We start from the raw sequence: 17,728 nt of genomic DNA on the forward strand, positions 1-17,728 counted from the left end.
GATGGGTGCGCAAACCAATGCAGCGCCAATCATCATCAAGAAGAAGCGTGTATCGGGTGGCGATGGCCATCACGGTGGCGCGTGGAAAGTCGCGTATGCCGACTTTGTGACGGCCATGATGGCCTTCTTCATGTTGATGTGGCTGCTGAACGCAACAACGGAACAGCAACGAAAAGGGTTGGCGGATTATTTCGCACCGACAATTCCGCTAAGCCCGGAATCCGGCGGCGGGGACGGGGCGTTTGGCGGCGACAGCATGCTGTCTGAAGAAGTGCTGCTGCGGGACGGTCAGGGTGCCACGACCACACACCCGACCGAATCGCATCAGGCTCGTGGCTCGATCGGAGTGAACGCCGTGGGCGGCGACAAAGGGGCCAAGGAAGATTTCTCTACCCTGGAGGCGCAACTGCTGGGGCGCACGGGTGAAAGCGAGGTCTCAGACAAACTGCTCAAGCATATCGTCACACGGGTCACCGATGAAGGATTGGTGGTGGAACTGTTCGACACCGACGATCAGGCATTGTTCGAATCGGGTTCTGACAAGCCAACCAGCTTTCTGCGGTCCCTGGCCCTGATCATCGCCCGAGCCTCGGATCTTGTCGTCAATTCGATCGCCGTCGAAGGGCATGTCAGCGCGTCTCCGGTTGTGCAGGCGCGCAACACTGCCTGGGAACTGTCCACGGCAAGGGCCCAAAAATTGCGTCAATTGCTACAGGACAAGGGCGTTGCGGCACAAAGGATGGATCGTGTTACGGGCCATGCAGACCGAGAATTGTTCGCCGACAATCCCATGGCTGCGAGGAACAACAGGATCGAAGTGATCTTTCTGCGCCAGCCCTAAATGATAGAGCGTATTTTACATGTTAGCGCGCTGTTAAGGGGCAGCGCGTTACCTGTTGCATCAAAGACGGACGCAACAGAAGGGCGCACCCATGACCATTTCCTCTTCGCTCAATGCCGGTGTGGCGGCGCTGAAAGCCAATGCCAACAGGTTGGCGACGATTTCCGACAACATCGCGAATTCTTCAACCTACGGGTATAAACGGGTCGAGACGGATTTTCATTCAATGGTCACGTCGGGCCAGGGTGGCAGCTATTCGGCAGGCGGCGTGCGGACGACAAGCCAGCGCATGATTGATCAACGCGGGCCCCTGGTCACAACCAGCAACTCAACCGATCTGGCAGTTCGTGGGCGCGGCATGTTGCCTGTGCGCCCCAGTTCGCAGATCGGGAATAATTCGAACGAGATGCTGCTGACAACCACCGGGTCGTTCCGCACCAACGAAGAAGGGTATTTGGTTACCGAATCAGGCCTTGTTCTTCTGGGGTGGCCCGCGGCACCTGATGGCACTATTCCACCGGTTTCGCGCGATACACCCGCCGCGCTTGAACCCATTCAGCTGAGCGTGAACCAGCTGTCGGGTTCACCAACCACAGAAATGAAACTGCGTATGAACCTTCCGGCCACGGCGACAAATGCGGGCGCGCCGGGCGACGTTCAACCTTTGTCGGTTGAGTATTTCGATAATCTCGGCAAGTCTGAAAGCGTCGATATCCAGCTGATCCCAACTGTTCCCGCAACCGGCAGCAGCAACGAATGGACCATGGTCTTGCGTGACTCGGCGTCGGGTGGCGCGGTCATCGGTGAATACACGCTGACATTCACCGACAACCGAACGGCAGGCGGCACTCTGGCCAGCGTCACACCTGTTTCTGGCGGAGCTTATGATCCAGCAACGGGCAGTGTCATGGTCAACGTCGCCGGCGGAGCGATGGAGGTCAATATCGGCCTGATCGGAGATGCAGACGGGATAACCCAATTGTCCGACACGTTCGCGCCTGTTTCGATCACACGTGACGGTTCTGCCGTGGGAACAATGACCAGCGTTCAGGTCGATGAGAGAGGATATGTCTACGCGTTCTACGACACTGGCGTCAGTCGCCGGATGTACCAGATTCCGTTGGCAGATGTACCCAATCCCAACGGTTTAACCGCGTTGGACAGCCAGACTTACGCGCCTTCCCGTGAAAGCGGTACGTTCTTTCTTTGGAATGCCGGCGAAGGCCCGACCGGGGATCTTGTTTCTTTCGCGCGCGAGGAATCCACCACGGATGTAGCGACCGAGCTGACCTCATTGATTCAGACGCAACGTGCTTACTCCTCCAGCGCCACGGTGATCCAGACGGTGGACGAGATGTTGCAGGAAACGACAAACCTGAAACGTTAATCCAGCTCTGACCCAAAGAAAGGAGCGGCCTCATGAACATGTCGACAGCACTCAATAACGCATTGGGCGGGCTGACTGCGGCCAGTCGCGGGGCCGCTGTGGTGTCCGGAAACATCGCGAATGCGCTGACCCCCGGCTATGCGCGCCGGTCCCTGGAACTTGCAACAAGCCCAATATCCGGAAATGGCGTACGCACCGTTGGCGTGATCCGGCATCAGGATCCGGTTTTGACCGCCAACAGACGTTCGTCTGATGCCGAACTCGCCTTTCGGTCGGACGTTTCAGATTTTCACGCACGGTTCGAACAACTGGTGGGGTCTCCTGATGACGGCCCTTCGCTGTCTACCCGTCTGTCCTCGTTGGAAAACGCCTTTATCACGGCGGCCAGTCTGCCTGACTCGATCGAACGGCTGGATCAGGTTGCGCGCTCGGCCCGCGATCTGACCAACGAGCTGAACGCGGCGTCCGAAGGCGTACGCCAGGCACGCTCGGATGCTGATCGAAAAATTGGCGCCCAGATCAACACCCTGAATCAGACTCTGAAAGATATCGAAGAACTGAACGCCAAGATTCCCGCCATTCAAAACTCTGGCGGTGACATCGGTGCCCTGCTGGATCAGCGGCATGTCCTGATCGACCAGGTCAATACCTTGATCCCGGTCAATGTCGTGCCGCGCGCCAATGATCAGGTATCCCTGTACTCGGAGGGCGGGCTGATCCTGCTGGAAGGCACGGCCTCGGAGTTCACTTTTTCCACGACCGGCGAAACAAAATCTCACATGACCGTGGCAAATGGTCTGTTGTCCGGTCTGGAGATGAACGGCAACCCGGTACGGACAAGCGGAGACAACGCTCAAATCCGCGGCGGGGCACTGATGGCGCAGTTCACCATCCGCGACGACTTGGCAGTCGAGGCGCAGGTTCAGCTCGACACGGTTGCAAGGGACCTGATTGAACGATTTGAAACGCCCGGTTTGGATTCGTCGGCTCTTGCGACAGATCCTGGTCTGTTCACCGACGATGGCAACCGATTTGATCCTGCATCTGTTGCCGGGCTTGCATCACGGATTTCACTCAATTCAACCGTGGACCCTGACAATGGCGGGGACAGTTGGAAACTGCGCGCGGGTCTGGGTGCCGCAACTCCGGGTGACCCCGGGCAGGCTGCTCAACTGCGCGCGTTCGGGAGCATATTGAACGACGCACGTCCGGTACCCGGCGGGCTGTTCGGCACGGGAAACATGCGCGCTGCCGAGTTGACCGAGGCCCTGTTGTCGAAAGCGGGCGCACACGCCCATGCCGCAGATCAACGCAAGGCTTTTGCAAACAGCTTCCAGCGGCAAATGGCGCAGATCGAGGCCGCGCAGGGAGTAGATATCGATCAGGAACTACAGCGGCTCATGCAGGTCGAACAGACATATGCCGCAAACGCTCGTGTCATCTCGGTTGTTGACGAGCTTATGGAAACTCTTCTGAGGTTGTGACCATGAATATCACTTCTATCGGCGATTTGGCGCGAGGAATGACCTTGCGAACCCGCGCAACAGATACCAAAACCCAGATCGAAACCCTGTCTTATGAAATGTCCACCGGGCGGGTACAGGACGTCTCGGGGCGGCTTGGCGGGGATTATTCGCAAATTCTGGATCTCGACCGCAGCCTCGCCAGACTCGACGCCTTTGGCATCGCAACGTCCGAAGCGGCCCTGTTCACCGATACCATGCAACTGAGCCTGAAAACCTTCGGAGATTCGGTCGGAGACATGACCGCGTCTTTGCTGGCTTACGGAACCGCCAATCAGCCCGTCAATCATGAACAAGCGTCCCAGCAGGCGAAGAATGAGCTGGACACGATGATCTCGACACTGAACACGCGCGTAGGAGGGCGCAGCCTGTTTTCCGGTACCGCCACCGATGTGTCGCCCCTGCAATCTTCGAGCGATCTTTTGACGGCGCTGAAATCGCAGTTGACGGGGCTTGCCACGGTCGCTGATATCAGGCTGGCGGCAGAAAACTGGTTCAATGACCCAGCCGGTTTCGACGCCGTGATTTATCAGGGGTCAAACAGCACCCTGTCTCCGATGCAGATTTCGGAAAACGAAAGCGTCACGCTGCCGATCACGGCAACGGATCCGGCGTTCAAGGCCGCACTCAGGGACGTCGCCGTTGCGGCGCTGGCCACCGACAGCGCATTGGCACTTTCGCCCGATCAACGTACCGCTTTGTTCACGGAGTTAGGGGTCGATCTGGCCAACGCACAGGATGCCACTGTCAAGCTCCGGGCAAAGGTCGGGGCGGCCGAAGCCCGCATCGAAGAGGCGGCAACACGCAACTCCTCGGCCCGGACCAGCCTGGAATTCAGCCGGAACGAACTGATCGCGGCCGATCCTTATGAGACGGCAGCGAAACTGCAAACGGTGCAATTTCAGCTGGAAAGCCTGTATTCCGTAACCGTTCGCAATGCGAACCTGTCGCTGGTGAACTTTCTGAGATGAGGGCGCTGATATTTCTCCTGATTTTCCTTCCCGGCATGGCTTGGGCTGGGACAATCCGTCTCAAGGACCTCGTGGATTTTGACGGTGTAAGGGGCAACGATCTGGTGGGTTACGGCCTGGTGGTCGGCTTGAACGGAACCGGCGATGGGTTACGAAACGCGCCTTTCACCGAAGAAATCATGTCCAACATCCTCGAACGTCTTGGCGTCAACGTCACCGGTGAGGATTTTCGGCCCAAAAACGTGGCAGCGGTATTGGTCACGGCCAGCCTGCCGCCTTTTGCACGGGTGGGTGGTCAAATCGATGTAACGGTTTCAGCCATAGGCGATTCAAGCAGCCTGTTGGGTGGAACATTGATCATGACCCCGCTTAACGCAGCCGATGGCCAAATCTATGCGGTCGCGCAGGGCACAATCCTTGCAGGTGGCGTTTCGGCTGAAGGAGAGGCAGCCTCGGTCGTGCGTGGGGTGCCAACTTCGGGCGTGATCCCATCCGGTGCAAGGGTCGAGCGTGAAATTGACTTCGATTTGTCAACTCTCACTCAAATGCGCCTTGCACTCAGAGAGCCCGATTTCACCACAGCCGCGCGCATCGAAACCGCGATAAACACCGAGTTCAACAGAGTTGTGGCAATCATGCGGGATTCCGGCACGGTTGAGATCAACGTCGCGGCGACGCAGGCGGTTTCGACAGCCCACGCCATAGGGCGTATCGAAAACATTCTGGTCGAGCCTGAATCGAAAGCGCGCGTTGTTGTCGATCAGCGCTCTGGCACCATTGTCATGGGGCAGGAGGTCCGAATTTCGCGTGTTGCGGTGTCTCAAGGCAACCTGACTCTGACGGTTCAGGAAGCACCGATTGCGGTGCAGCCCAACCCGTTCGCCAGAGGTGAAACAGTGGTCGTGCCACGTACAATCGCAGGTATCGAGGAAGAAGAGGGAACCGGCCTCGCCGAAATCCCCGAGGCCACCACGTTGTCCGAGGTTGTCGCAGGTCTGAACGCGCTTGGGGTCTCGCCTCAGGACATGATCGACATTCTGAAAACGATCAAGGCAGCAGGCGCGCTGCATGCGGAATTCATCGTCAGGTGAAGGGCACCGCCAGCGGGATAGGCGTGCTGCTGGCACGCCCACCAAAGCTTGTATCTATTTCGATTTCCAGCTGTCCAGCCAGCGCCGAAATCTGTTATGTCGCTCTTCTATGGCGTCACCGGCCGCATATAGGCCATCTTCCACGTTTTCGATCATCGGATCAATCCGTGCTTGCCGGAACCTGCGCCAACGCACCCATATCGCCCAGACGAACGCCGCAAAGATCGTCAGGAAGATGATATTGAACCATGGAATGATCCGAACATCCGGCCCTTCAACGTCTTTGATGAAAATGGCGTTGGGAAAGATCGACATGAATTCGTTGCGCCACCCGTAGTGGGTTACGACCACCCATTTCGGGTTTTCCTTGGTGGATTTCGCATCATTGGCCTCGGTATACAGGTTCGCCGTGTCGAACTTGAAATACGGGGGCCATCCCCAGCCGGTATCCTCATTTCGGTACACGATGGGTTTTCCGTTGGCCCGCACCGCCTGAATGAACTGCACATCCCGGTTGGACAGGCTGGTGGATTGATCTTCCGGCTCTGACCAGAAGATCCGGGTCCAGTCGTTCAGATCCTGCCGTTCTTCATAGGTGTTGACGATGCGCACAATGTCATGCTGGGGCAGAGAATATTGCAGGATCACGGCAATCGTACCCCAGAAAATGATAATGAACGCCCATTTCACATAGGCCATGCCTAAACCCTCACATGTAGTTCACGATGTAGATCAGCGCGCCAATCGCCACCCACGGCACGATATAGACACCTAGGATCAGTTTACGCCGAAACGAGTTGTCATACACATGCAATCCGCGTTCGACAAAGGCTTCTTTGTTGCCCGTCTTGCCCTTTTCGTCCCACCAGTTCTCCAGTTTGCGCCGGCGTATGCCGCGCGAATAGAAAGACAGCCCGACATAGGCAATCGTCTGGATCACCAGCAAGATCAGCAAAAGGCGCAACAATCCAATCATTTCAACCTTTCCTCACCGAACCCCACGGACCGACCCGGGCAATTATGTCATCGCTGACGCGATCGTCGCCGCTCATATCCGGCTCATGTCCGAACAGGGCGGCGCGGGCGCCTTGCTTGTCCACCTGATATTCGCGTGCAAGGAAGTCGGCCACATAGGCCTTCTTGCTCTCGGGCCAGCCCGAATATGTTCGGTAGAACAATTCTTTGTGGCAGATGAACATCTGGCGCGGGTCCAGCGGGGCCAATTCGGACAACAGCATGTTCACCAGATCGCGGTTCGGCGTATCGGCGGCGCGTAGCGTGTAGAAATAGGCCGGGTGGTCCGAGGTGATGCGCGGCCACGGACCCCCGTCACTTGCCCAGCGCAGCAGTTGCGCAAGCCCGTGATAGGCCTGCGGCAGGCGATCCGCGTGGTTCCGGGCCAACCGCCGCATGTCGCTGCGATCCAGCCCGGTCAGGTTGACATCGGCATCTGCCGCCGCATCGACGGTCAGGAAATCCATCTTCTGTTGCAGGATCGCGGCCGCATCCACGCCGCGCGCCTTGACGATGGGCTCAACCAGATCGTTGTAGTCCAGAAATTTGGCGATCTGGTTCCGCTGCGACAGATCAAACGTGTATTTGATCGGCAGGTCGTCAGGCTTTTCACCCATGCAAATCGCTGCCGGGTGATCAACATCGGGAAAAAGATAAAGCCCACCGAAATGTGCCGTCCAGAAGTTTCGCTGCTCAAAATCCGTATGACGCAGGCGCACCGGGTTTCGGGTGACGTCACCGGTTTCCCTAGCGGTTTCGATCATCTTGGCGATCAGCACATCGTCGAACCAGGCGTCCTCTTCGGTTTTGAACCGTTCGACCATGCCCGCCAGTTGCTGCGCCTTGCGCAGGGTGCCGCCTGTGGTGTCGGCCTCGATCTCGATCTTGCGCAGGTTCAACAGGTCGCGCGGTGTGGTGAGTTTGAAGACTGAGTTCACCAACTCTCCGGCCACCGCATCAGTGGCGGTCAGGGCGAACAGCTGCGCCTCGTTCATCTCGATGAATTCCCGCAGGATATCGCGCGAGGTCGAGAATTTGACGTTCAACAGAGGCGCGCGTTTCTGCTCGGTTGTCAGCAGGATGAACTGCCGGTTGACCCCGTTGGGGTTTAGGTAGAGCTCGTCCTCCAGCTCAATCCCCACCTCCGGCGAATAGCCCGAGATATCGACATGGAAATCCGCCAACGCCGTGGTCTTGCCCGCCAGATGCTGCAACGCGCGGTTATACCGCTCGACCAGAGCCGGGCTGGAGATGTGGACGAGGTTGCCGAACATCAGACCTTTTTTGATGAGGCGGATCATTATGAAACCCCTTTATTGTCGGGGCTTGCCGCTATTAGCCCACTCCTTCATTCCGGCCAGCAATTCTGTCGTTGGCATATCCTTAAAGTCGTCTTCCGAATAGCCGTCCTGCAGCTTTTTCTCCAAGAACCATTCTTGAAAGTCCTCGTATTCGCTTACGACACGGCTTGCAGGGACTTCTTCAAATTCGCCGCTACTAACAAGCCATTTTCTAACTGCCCGAATAGCAGTCACATATTCTCCGTCATGGCGTTGAATATCTCGGCCCGCTAGATCTGAGATCGCCGCTTGATACCTGAACTGCTGCTCTTCAAGGATCAATATACGTTTCTCTTTGAATGGCTCTCCACGGTATTTTCGACAACCATAATCGATACCGAGTTCGAAAGGCATATTGAGACGATACAACTCGCCCACAGCATTTGATTGGCATCTACTCAGGTCGTGTATTGAGTACTTCGAAGCTTCGATCAATTCCTCGATTTTGGCTAATCTCGCTTCACCGCTATCAATACGCTCAGTCGCTATTCGAGGAGACAAACCAAACCTGACCAAGCAAAACAGTATTGCCTGAAGTATAGGTTCATAGTCTTCATCAAAAGGGCAGTTTACAAAAGCGCTCGTCGAAAAATCATCTTCCACCAAAATTGGTTATCCTTTTGGCGGGTAAGGGTCTTTCCCATAGGAATCGCGAGAACGAATTCGCCCATCACGACCATGAACATAAAGCTCAGTACTCTGATTGCGTGCAATCTTACGAGCTTCACTGATCGCTTCACGCTGCGTGTCAAAAGTTCTTGTGACCTTGTCAGAGCCGGCTTTGCGCACACCCCACTTTCCGTCACGTGGTACTACATGCTGACCTTTGCTTGCCATTGGGTAGCCTCAAACTGCTATTTCTAGATTCAATATAGGTGCAGATGCGATAATTTACTATAGAAATTCCAGTCACCCCTTTCCCTCCAGATACCGCCGTTTGGCCTCTTCCATCCGGCCCATCTCACGCACCGCGTTCTCGATGGCGGCCTCGTCGCTCTTGTCGGCATAGCGGAATTCGCTGTCGGCGTAGCGGTTGATCTCCTGTATCACCATGTCCACCGTGATCGGCTGGCGCAGGTCCTCGATCATGGCCTTCTTGGTGTCGTAGTCGCGGAACAGGAACAGATCGGGGTTCTCCATCCATTCGTCGGGCAGTTCGAAATCCATTGCGCGGACTTTGACCGCGTCGGTGATGTTCTTGATCGCGCGGCCGGTGAAGCGTTCATCCGCCTGTTGGATCGCCTTGAGGTAGGTGCCCAGCTTGGCAATCGTGTCCAGCTGGCCGATGTCGCCAGAGACCCGGTCATAGACCTGCAGCAGCGCATCCTCATGCGGGCGCGAGTGGCTTTCGAAACTGGCAGCGACAGCCTTTTTGATTTCCTGCGCGGCATAGGCCTCGTGCTCGCCCAGCGGAATGTCGTGATTGCGGCCCATCAGCAGGTGCAGGATGTCGATGTAATCCTCGCGCGTCTGTGGCCCGTCCACCAGAAACCGCGCACCCGCCCGTTGACGCAGGGCGTCGTCCACATTCTCGGGGTAGTTCGAGAACATGCCAAAGGTGCAGTTGCCGCGCACGACGGTGTTGGCGCCCGCAAAGCTCTCCATCAGCACGGCGGTGATTTCCAACTGCCCGGCTGACGATTGCCGGTCGCCGCGTTTACCCGCCAGCTGGTCGATATCGTCGATGGTGCCGAACCCGATAACCGAAGGGTCGATGATCGTGTTGATAAACGCCTTGGCATTCTGGCCCGATTTGCCCTGATAGCTGTCGATATTGTCGGTGCTCAGGTTCTGATAGCGGAACGGATAGCCCGCGTTCTGGCAATAGTCGTTGATCAGCCCCGCCATCATCTGGATCAGGGTGGTCTTGCCGGTACCCGGTTTGCCGTCGCCCATGAAGGTAAAGATGAACCCACCAAGCTCGGCAAACGGGTTCAGGCGGCGGTCGAAATCATAGGCCATCACCATCTTGGCCAGCTTCATCGCCTGATATTTGGCGATATGGTTGCCGACCACCTCGTTCGGCTTCTTGAACGTCATGGTCAGGGTGGTGGATTTGGCTTTTGAGGCCGGCTCAAACCCCCGGATCGTCAGATCGTCTGCCTCGATATGCCAGGCGGCGTTCTGGAACGGGGCCAGATGGCCTGCGGACCCTGCACGCAGGGCGGCTTTCTCCATCAGTTGTTCGGCATAGGCGCTGGTGGCCGCGATCAGACGGGCGTCGTCGGGGGCGTGTTTGGCCAGCACCTGATCCAGCTCCCACAGCGCGCCATGCAGGGCAAGCTGGCCATTGTCGGTCAGAACCTCTTCGATCTCACCGAGATCAACCGTGATTTCGCCAAGATGCGAGGACATCAGATAGGCAAGCGCGTTGCCGAACGTATGTAGCGTGATCAAAGCCTCAGCGGTCAGCAATTCCGAGAATTCGGTCTTGCGGGCGGCGGGCAGATCCCCGGCCAGATTCGCCCGCTTCAGATCGGCCAGCGGGGTTTGTTCGGCATAAGCTTCAGCCACGGCCAGCGCAATGGCAATGGCCCGACGAATGGCCTGCTGCGTTGTGGCCTGAGGTGGCGAGACCAATGCATCGCCATCATCCGACGCCTCGATCCGTTCGACCAGATGTACCCCATCCGCGCGCACCGTGCGCCGCGTCACCAACCCCGGGGTCGTCGACCGAAACCGCCGTGCCGTTGACACACCCGGAGAGCGTTCGACGGCGGCCTCAAGGGGTTTGGCAATCCGCGGTGCATGCTCGAACCCGTTCAGCAAGGCGGTTGCTGCGGGATAATGCTTGCGAATGTCGTCTTCGCGCAATTCCATCTGATCTGACGTCAAACTCATCTCAATAGCCGCCCTTGCTTCATCTTTTCAAAAATACTCCCGCCGGAGGCGAAGAATTCAATATCTCAACACCTGCCCGGTCTTGCTGACGACGAACTTGCGCACATCGGCAAAACCCGGCGGTTTGCGCTCAGCCAGCACCTGAAACGGACGCTGGGGCAGGATGATCGAGCGCTGAGTGCGCGTGGCCCCGGTCTCGGCTCCTTGCCCGCCGAACGGGTCCAGCGCAAAAATCTCGCGCTCAACGGTTGAAAACCACCCGGAGCGCTCTTCGATCACCTCTTCGCTTTCCAGTTCTTCGGTGGTCCAGGCCAGTGCCCAATCCTGACCTTGCGGAGATTGCGCGTCCTCCAGCACCTGCCGCAGGGGGCCGGATTGCTCGGTATAGGCCGAGGAATACATCGGACCCACGTGGATGCGGCGCAGGTGTTTGGGATGCAGGTCGTCGAAATCCTGATCGAAACCTTTGGCAATCGTCACCAGTTTCAGACCGCCTAAGGATTGCGCCATCAGATGGGCCTGCACCTCAGGCCAGCGGCGCTGATCCTTGGGCAGGGCAGTTTTGCCGCTGTCCTCAAGCTGCATCAAATAGATGACGGGCAGGTTGATCTGGCTGTCATAGACCGCCCAGTGGATCAGGAACTTGCGTCGGTCCCCCTCATTTCCGATCCAGTGGCACTCGGGATCATTGCGGGCCCAGAACAGCTGACCTTTCAACAATTCCTCGTAATAGAGCCTTTGGGACAGCGCGAATTGCAGCTTGGTAGGGATTTCCTGGTCGCCAATAATCGCGCGCACCATGTCGGTTTTCAGGTCGTCTTCCGAGGGCATATTCGCCAGATGAACCTGCGCCTGCTGCGCGTCATTGGCCATGGTCAACAACTCGGCCGCCACCGGAAACCCGCTGTCGCGCTTGTCCATGGCGAGGCTGCCAAAGAACCGCCCCGTATCGCGCCCGACCAGCAGGTACTTCATGCTGAGCGCACGGAAGGTGTAGAGCAGCCCCGAGAGATAGCGCGACACGATCCGAACCTCTTGTTTGCTGATCGCCCCCTCGGCCTCCATCGTCGCAGCCACGCGCAGGAGGTGGACGGTGATCACCTCGAATTTGCGGAAATAGCGGCGTGAGGCGAAGGTGTCGGTCAGGCCGACATGGTCTAGGGTGGGGTCGTTCATAAACGGTTCCCAAATCTGTCGAAAAGCCAAGGTCGATGTTTCTTTTCGATTTTGAGCATTTCTTCTTTGAGTATCTTCAACGAATACAAAAGACAGTAAAAGCTACCGAGCACGACAGACAAACCCACCATCTGAAACAATAGATCGTGCGCGCTTAAAATCCTTCTGGTTGCTACGAATACGATTAGCATCGCCCCAACAATACACCCGTACATCGCTAGCATTTTGAGGAGCAGAATAAGTACGTCTTTTATCACGTTGGACCCGCTGGCCTGTTCACCCACGATATAAATTCTTGTCATGCTTCTCGACAATCGAGGCAAACCGGCGGGCAAAGCGCTCATCCGCCTTGGCCTTTTTCTCCAGCACGTCGCGGGCAAAGACCATGTGGTCCTCGTGCGCCTCGAGCATGTCGGCCATTTTCTGGTTGGTCGCGGTGCCGATGGCGGCCATCGCCGTCTGAGCCTCCTGATCCGTCTGCACGCCGATCTCGTTGATGCGGTGGGCCACGTCCTGCTGCTGCGCGGTTTTCAGCGATTTGGTCAGGGCATCATACAGCACCACGCGCTGTTGCGTGTCTGTTTGCAGTTTGTTGATCAGCACCATCTGCGTCGCCGCCTGGTTTTGCAGCGAATCGACCCAGGTCTTGCCCTTTTCGATGTAACGCTCCAGCGTCTGAGACTTGGCCAGCTTGACCTGCTCTTCCTGAACCTTGGCGTTGTATTGTTTGTTCAACTCGGCCAGTTCGGTTTCCAGCTGGGTGCGTGCGGCGGCGTCCTGTTCGACGCTGATCTTGTTTTCCAGCGTGATGATCGTCGGATCCATACCCTGAATCTCGGCGCGCAACGCCTCGAGTTCCGCCACGGTCGCCTCGCGATCATCCAGCGTGACGGTCAGGTTGTCCTCGACCTTGACGCGCTGTTCTTCCAGCACGGACAGTTGCCCTTGCAGCAGTTTGACGATCACGTCGGATTTGGCGATCAGGTCTTGCAGCTTGTCATCGATATTGGCGGTGCGCATCCGCTCCTGCCGCATCGACTCGGATTTACCTTTCGAGAAGATGCCGACAAACGACTCCCAACCGGTTTTCGAGCGCATCTCGTCAAAATCCTTGGAAAACGCGCTGGTGACGTCGTCCAGCCCCATGATCAGCTCGGCGATATTGGCATTCATCACCTCGGTATGGGCATGCACATCCTCGAGCGTGGCGTTTTCGATGTCGATATCGGCCTCGGCAGTGCCGATCTTGGCGCGGGCCGCTTCAATGCGCGAGGTCAGCCCTTCGATCTGAGACTGGCTTTCGCGCACTTTGGCTTGAGTCTCTTCTATCAACGCTTCGAATTGCTGGTTCGACATCGCTTCTATCCCTTTTTTCTTCTATTACCCAATAAGATAGGGAATGTTACACTGATTTACATCCCCTGGGTCTCAAAATTCACCCAGACTTTGGCAAACTCCTTGGCAAAAAGAAAGGCGAGACCGGCCAATGAAACGCGCAGATTTCGGGTGACTCAATTAAATTAACTTGTTAAGTATTTTTTGATCAAATCTGGATTGATTCCACATCCAGAGTGGCCATAGACAATTGAGACATCACCTGATTGGGTGCGCGCAACCCAATTCACGCCGGAGGCTTATCATGCTGGACGCAACGACCGATCTGAAGTCAATCCTGAAGAACCCCGAATTGCTTGTAACCAAAGCCTATATCGGCGGTCAGTGGGTGGACGGTGACAATGGCACGTTCAAAGTCACAAACCCCGCTCGGGGCGATGTGGTCGCCGAAGTGGCAGACGTCAGCCGCGCTCAGGTCGCCGGAGCAATCGCACAGGCCGAAGCCGCGCAGAAGGAATGGGCCAAACTGACCGGCAAGGAACGTGCAGCCATCCTGCGGCGCTGGTTCGATCTGATGATGGAAAACGCCGAGGATCTGGGCAAGATCCTGACCGCTGAACAGGGCAAACCCCTGGCCGAAGCCATCGGCGAGATCGGCTATGGCGCGTCATTCATCGAGTTCTTCGGTGAAGAGGCCAAGCGCGTCTATGGCGAGACCATTCCTGGCCATCAGCGCGACAAGCGGATCATGGTGATGAAGCAGCCGATCGGCGTTGCGGCCTCGATCACGCCCTGGAATTTCCCCAACGCGATGATCACCCGCAAGGCAGGCCCGGCTTTGGCCGCCGGCTGCGCGTTTGTGGCGCGCCCGGCCACCGAAACGCCCCTGTCGGCGCTGGTACTGGCGCTGCTGGCGGAACAGGCCGGCGTACCTGCGGGCGTGTTCAACGTGGTGCCCTCGTCGCAGGCCAGTGAGATCGGCAAGGAGTTCTGCGAAAACCCCGGTGTGCGCAAGCTGACCTTTACCGGATCGACCGAAGTGGGCCGCATCCTGCTGCGCCAGGCAGCCGATCAGGTCATGAAATGTTCGATGGAGCTGGGCGGCAACGCACCGTTCATCGTGTTCGACGACGCCGATCTGGATGCCGCCGTCGAAGGCGCGATGCTGTGCAAGTTCCGCAACAATGGCCAGACCTGTGTCTGCGCGAACCGTATCTATGTGCAGGCCGGGGTCTATGACGCATTCGCGGCCAAACTGAAAACGGCAGTAGAGGCACTCAAGATCGGCGACGGCTTGACCGAAGGCACCACCACCGGCCCGCTGATCAATGCCGACGCGGTCGCCAAGGTCGAAGAACATATCAAGGACGTGACCGACAAGGGCGGCGCGGTCCTGACTGGCGGTCTGCCGCATGATCTGGGCGGCACGTTCTTCCAGCCAACCATCGTGACCGGCGTGACGCAGGACATGCTGGTGGCGCAGGACGAAACCTTTGGCCCGCTGGCCCCGCTGTTCAAGTTCGAGGACGAAGACGACGTGATCGCCATGGCCAATGACACGATTTTTGGTCTGGCCTCGTATTTCTATGCCAAGGACCTGAGCCGCGTATACAAGGTGGCCGAAGCCTTGGAATACGGTATCGTCGGCGTGAACACCGGCATCATCTCGACCGAGCTGGGCCCGTTCGGCGGCGTCAAGCAATCCGGTCTGGGCCGCGAAGGCAGCCATCACGGCATGGAAGACTATCTGGAAATGAAATACGTCTGCATGTCGGTCTGATCCAATACGGTCTCTGTCCCATTGCGGTGGGCAGAGACCCCGTATCCGGAAACGCGATCGCGTCGTCTTTTGACTGTTCATGGCGGCGTCCCAGTCGACGCTGACACGGCTATTCTGCGGACTTGTCGCGGATTTGTTCGATTGCACGGGTCGCGAACTTTCCCTGTAACGAACCGTCCACCATGGCTTCCAGCGCGGGCAATGCAGAGGACGCCGCGCCACCTATTTTCCCCAATGCAATAGCTGCCTCTTTGCGGACAAACACCGACGGGCTTTCAAGAAGCGCAATCAATTCCGGCACCGCTGGCTCTGCCTCGGGACCAAACAGGGCCAGCGATTGGGCTGCCGTCCTCTGATCTTTGGCATCCCCCCGTGACAGATCCGCCCTCAGACTTGCTATGTTTTTTTCCGGAGGCAACGCCGCCAGACGCAGCCCGTTGTTCAGCCGGGCGTTCAAATGCTGGTTCTCACCGACCCAGCGAATGATGAAAAAGTAATTCTGAACAGCGTCCTGTATGACACCGGCATGCTTGCCCTTTTGCCATCGGTCGATGATGGCCCTGCCCGCACGTCGATCTCCATTCAGGGCCAGAACCGAGGCTGCAAATGGCATCAGTTCAGTTGCCTGCGGATTTCTGTTCAACTCTTTCTCGATCACATCTGCCGCACCCGTCAGGTCATTCAATGCGTAAAGAGCCGCCGCTTCAAACAGCGCGTAGTGGCTGGGATAATTGGGATCCAGCCGGGTCGCGGCCTGTACAAAGGCCAATCCTTCCTCGGGCTCACCGGCTGCAATCAGCGCCCATCCCATCGTCAGATGCGCCTCGGGGTCGCTGGGTTGCAGCGCGATGGCTTTCGCTGCTTCTCGTCTGGCTTCTTCCGTCCCCCGACCTACCCGTAGGTTACTGTCCCAATCCGGAAGGTTGAGACTGACAATAGCCCGGATAACGTGCACCAGGGCGGTGTCCTGCTCCATCACATCCCGGTAATATCTGTAAAACAGGCCGATATGCATTTGCGCGCCTGACTCTGCAAACCCATTCCAATGATGAAAGATGTGCGGTCGCAAATGCGCCAGAGCAAGCGTCGCCCAGGCACGCCCATAATCCGGGTCCAGTTCCACGGCCTTTTCAAAATGGGGAATTGCCGCAAGGTTGTCCTGTTCGTTGAACTGCGAATACAACTCCCACCCGCGTTGGAAGGCTTCGCGTGCTGCAATGGTCTGGGTTTCCACGCTTTCGATGGCTTGCCGGCTTTGAGGGTCGAGTGGAAGATCCAGCTCCTGAGCAATTGCGAGAACAATGGTTTTCTGCACTTCAAAGATGTCATCAATCGCGCCATCAAACCTGTCCGCCCAGATCAATCGCCCGCTCAATGTGTCGGTCAGGCGAATGTTGATCCGGAAGTCTTCATCCGCACGTCGCACGCTGCCGTCAACGACGTAGCGAACCCCAAGTTCTTCAGCGAAACGTGCGATATCTATGTTCCTGTCGCGGTATGCGAAGGATGAATTGCCGGCGATGACGAACAATCCGGATATTCGGGACAGGTCCGTGATCAAATCCTCAGAGATACCGTTGATCAGCATCTCCTTGGACGCGTCATCGGTGTAATTCGCAATCGGCAACACAGCGATGGAAGGCAGATCCGGTAAAGGGTAAACCATCTGCGCCTCTGAGGCGCGCAATTGGCCAGTCTTCCACGGTTTCGTCAGAAAAAGGCCAATTGCCGCCAACATCACCAGCAGAGCCGCCAGCGGCAGCCAGCGGGATTTCCTCAGTGTGCGGCTTTTTCGCGGTGAAGGCAAAATTTCCGCTTCTACGCGAAAGGCCTGAACTGGGTCTGCGATGTTCTTGACGTTCTGTGGCCCGATCGGGGCAAAACCATAGGGCACTTTGTTGCGCGCATAATCGACGATGGATTGTGAAACAATGATACCACCGGGATCTGACAGTGCCTCGAGCCGCGCGGCAACGTTCACCCCGTCGCCAAGGATGTCATCCCCGTTCGAAACCACATCGCCGACATTCAGGCCGATCCGAAACGTGATGACGCTATCTTGATCGGTACCCGCGTTTCTCTTTGCAAGGTCGGCCTGAATTTCCACGGCAGCGTGAACCGCATCGACGGCGCTGCGAAATTCGATCACAAAGCTGTCTCCCGCAGTGTTCGCGATGCGCCCTGAATGCCGGGCGATCGCCGGCTCTATGACTTCGCTGCGGATCAGGCGAAGCCTTGCGATGGTACCTTCTTCGTCCAGACCAACCAATCTTGAGTAGCCGGCGATGTCGGCTGCCAGGATAGCTGCTAGTCGACGTTTTGGTCGGCTTTCCATAATACCGAAGACTATCAGGCGGATAATTTGCTGGGAACCAGTTTTCGCACACGCCCAAAACACAACGCCCCGCGTCTGGAGGAACGCGGGGCGT

General features: G+C 57.2%; 15 protein-coding genes. 6 read left to right on the forward strand and 9 right to left on the reverse strand.

Annotated elements, in window-relative coordinates:
• Position 1: 1 nt before the first annotated feature.
• From GOW31_RS17450 to GOW31_RS17470, 5 genes are all read left to right on the forward strand, one after another.
• Entirely contained in the window at positions 2–841 is an 840-nt protein-coding gene (locus GOW31_RS17450) for a flagellar motor protein MotB (protein ID WP_171171814.1), read from the forward strand.
• Between the two features lie 91 nt (positions 842–932).
• Positions 933–2,228, forward strand: coding sequence for a flagellar hook protein FlgE (locus GOW31_RS17455; protein WP_152459745.1), 1,296 nt, complete (start codon positions 933–935; stop codon positions 2,226–2,228).
• Positions 2,229–2,260: 32 nt separating this feature from the next.
• Positions 2,261–3,712 (forward strand): flagellar hook-associated protein FlgK, encoded by a 1,452-nt coding sequence (gene flgK, locus GOW31_RS17460; RefSeq protein WP_171171816.1) that lies wholly within the window; start codon positions 2,261–2,263, stop codon positions 3,710–3,712.
• 38 nt (positions 3,713–3,750) lie between these two features.
• On the forward strand, positions 3,751–4,722 hold the full coding sequence (locus GOW31_RS17465; RefSeq protein WP_254441750.1) for a flagellin: 972 nt from the start codon (positions 3,751–3,753) through the stop codon (positions 4,720–4,722).
• Positions 4,719–5,813: a flagellar basal body P-ring protein FlgI gene (locus tag GOW31_RS17470; RefSeq protein ID WP_171171820.1), complete on the forward strand. Its 1,095-nt coding sequence runs from the start codon at positions 4,719–4,721 to the stop codon at positions 5,811–5,813. Before GOW31_RS17465 ends, GOW31_RS17470 begins: the two co-directional genes overlap by 4 nt.
• Before the next feature lie 54 nt (positions 5,814–5,867).
• On the opposite strand, the gene GOW31_RS17475 is transcribed toward GOW31_RS17470, so the two are convergent.
• The 8 genes from GOW31_RS17475 to GOW31_RS17510 all read right to left on the reverse strand — a co-directional run bounded on the left by GOW31_RS17475 (position 5,868) and on the right by GOW31_RS17510 (position 13,540).
• A complete protein-coding gene (locus GOW31_RS17475; RefSeq protein WP_152459741.1) occupies positions 5,868–6,512 on the reverse strand; it encodes a DUF1523 family protein in 645 nt (214 codons plus the stop codon).
• 10 nt (positions 6,513–6,522) lie between these two features.
• Complete coding sequence (locus tag GOW31_RS17480) at positions 6,523–6,789, reverse strand: hypothetical protein (RefSeq protein WP_171120117.1); 267 nt, start codon at positions 6,787–6,789, stop codon at positions 6,523–6,525.
• A gap of 1 nt (position 6,790) precedes the next feature.
• A complete protein-coding gene (locus tag GOW31_RS17485) occupies positions 6,791–8,128 on the reverse strand; it encodes a DUF6638 family protein (RefSeq protein WP_171171822.1) in 1,338 nt (445 codons plus the stop codon).
• A gap of 12 nt (positions 8,129–8,140) precedes the next feature.
• Positions 8,141–8,770 carry a hypothetical protein gene (locus GOW31_RS17490; protein ID WP_171171824.1) on the reverse strand — a complete coding sequence of 210 codons (630 nt, stop codon included), beginning with the start codon at positions 8,768–8,770 and terminating at the stop codon, positions 8,141–8,143.
• A 9-nt stretch (positions 8,771–8,779) separates the two neighbouring features.
• Positions 8,780–9,004, reverse strand: a complete 225-nt coding sequence (locus GOW31_RS17495; protein WP_171171826.1) for a DUF2188 domain-containing protein — start codon at positions 9,002–9,004, stop codon at positions 8,780–8,782.
• A 72-nt stretch (positions 9,005–9,076) separates the two neighbouring features.
• On the reverse strand, positions 9,077–11,008 hold the full coding sequence (locus GOW31_RS17500; protein ID WP_171171828.1) for an ATP-binding protein: 1,932 nt from the start codon (positions 11,006–11,008) through the stop codon (positions 9,077–9,079).
• Positions 11,009–11,065: 57 nt separating this feature from the next.
• The gene (locus tag GOW31_RS17505; protein ID WP_171171830.1) at positions 11,066–12,184 is read right to left on the reverse strand and encodes a hypothetical protein; all 1,119 of its coding nucleotides are present in this window, start codon (positions 12,182–12,184) and stop codon (positions 11,066–11,068) included.
• A gap of 276 nt (positions 12,185–12,460) precedes the next feature.
• Complete coding sequence (locus GOW31_RS17510) at positions 12,461–13,540, reverse strand: hypothetical protein (protein ID WP_171171832.1); 1,080 nt, start codon at positions 13,538–13,540, stop codon at positions 12,461–12,463.
• A 283-nt stretch (positions 13,541–13,823) separates the two neighbouring features.
• On the opposite strand from GOW31_RS17510, the gene GOW31_RS17515 reads away from it, so the two are divergent.
• Entirely contained in the window at positions 13,824–15,299 is a 1,476-nt protein-coding gene (locus GOW31_RS17515; RefSeq protein WP_171171834.1) for an NAD-dependent succinate-semialdehyde dehydrogenase, read from the forward strand.
• Between the two features lie 109 nt (positions 15,300–15,408).
• Here the strand turns inward: GOW31_RS17515 and GOW31_RS17520 are convergent, their stop codons facing one another.
• Positions 15,409–17,634, reverse strand: coding sequence for a tetratricopeptide repeat protein (locus GOW31_RS17520; protein ID WP_171171836.1), 2,226 nt, complete (start codon positions 17,632–17,634; stop codon positions 15,409–15,411).
• Between the last annotated feature and the right edge of the window lie 94 nt (positions 17,635–17,728).

Origin of the sequence: Ruegeria sp. HKCCA0370, assembly GCF_013033705.1 — a bacterium.
Lineage (GTDB): Bacteria > Pseudomonadota > Alphaproteobacteria > Rhodobacterales > Rhodobacteraceae > Ruegeria.

Excerpts from the sequence above, each read along its gene's own strand:
- GOW31_RS17450 (WP_171171814.1), top strand. The coding sequence starts at position 2 with ATGGGTGCGCAAACCAATGCAGCGCCAATCATCATCAAGAAGAAGCGT.
- GOW31_RS17455 (WP_152459745.1), top strand. The coding sequence starts at position 933 with ATGACCATTTCCTCTTCGCTCAATGCCGGTGTGGCGGCGCTGAAAGCC.
- flgK (WP_171171816.1), top strand. The coding sequence starts at position 2,261 with ATGAACATGTCGACAGCACTCAATAACGCATTGGGCGGGCTGACTGCG.
- GOW31_RS17465 (WP_254441750.1), top strand. The coding sequence starts at position 3,751 with ATGACCTTGCGAACCCGCGCAACAGATACCAAAACCCAGATCGAAACC.
- GOW31_RS17470 (WP_171171820.1), top strand. The coding sequence starts at position 4,719 with ATGAGGGCGCTGATATTTCTCCTGATTTTCCTTCCCGGCATGGCTTGG.
- GOW31_RS17475 (WP_152459741.1), bottom strand. The coding sequence starts at position 6,512 with ATGGCCTATGTGAAATGGGCGTTCATTATCATTTTCTGGGGTACGATT.
- GOW31_RS17480 (WP_171120117.1), bottom strand. The coding sequence starts at position 6,789 with ATGATTGGATTGTTGCGCCTTTTGCTGATCTTGCTGGTGATCCAGACG.
- GOW31_RS17485 (WP_171171822.1), bottom strand. The coding sequence starts at position 8,128 with ATGATCCGCCTCATCAAAAAAGGTCTGATGTTCGGCAACCTCGTCCAC.
- GOW31_RS17495 (WP_171171826.1), bottom strand. The coding sequence starts at position 9,004 with ATGGCAAGCAAAGGTCAGCATGTAGTACCACGTGACGGAAAGTGGGGT.
- GOW31_RS17500 (WP_171171828.1), bottom strand. The coding sequence starts at position 11,008 with ATGAGTTTGACGTCAGATCAGATGGAATTGCGCGAAGACGACATTCGC.
- GOW31_RS17505 (WP_171171830.1), bottom strand. The coding sequence starts at position 12,184 with ATGAACGACCCCACCCTAGACCATGTCGGCCTGACCGACACCTTCGCC.
- GOW31_RS17510 (WP_171171832.1), bottom strand. The coding sequence starts at position 13,540 with ATGTCGAACCAGCAATTCGAAGCGTTGATAGAAGAGACTCAAGCCAAA.
- GOW31_RS17515 (WP_171171834.1), top strand. The coding sequence starts at position 13,824 with ATGCTGGACGCAACGACCGATCTGAAGTCAATCCTGAAGAACCCCGAA.
- GOW31_RS17520 (WP_171171836.1), bottom strand. The coding sequence starts at position 17,634 with ATGGAAAGCCGACCAAAACGTCGACTAGCAGCTATCCTGGCAGCCGAC.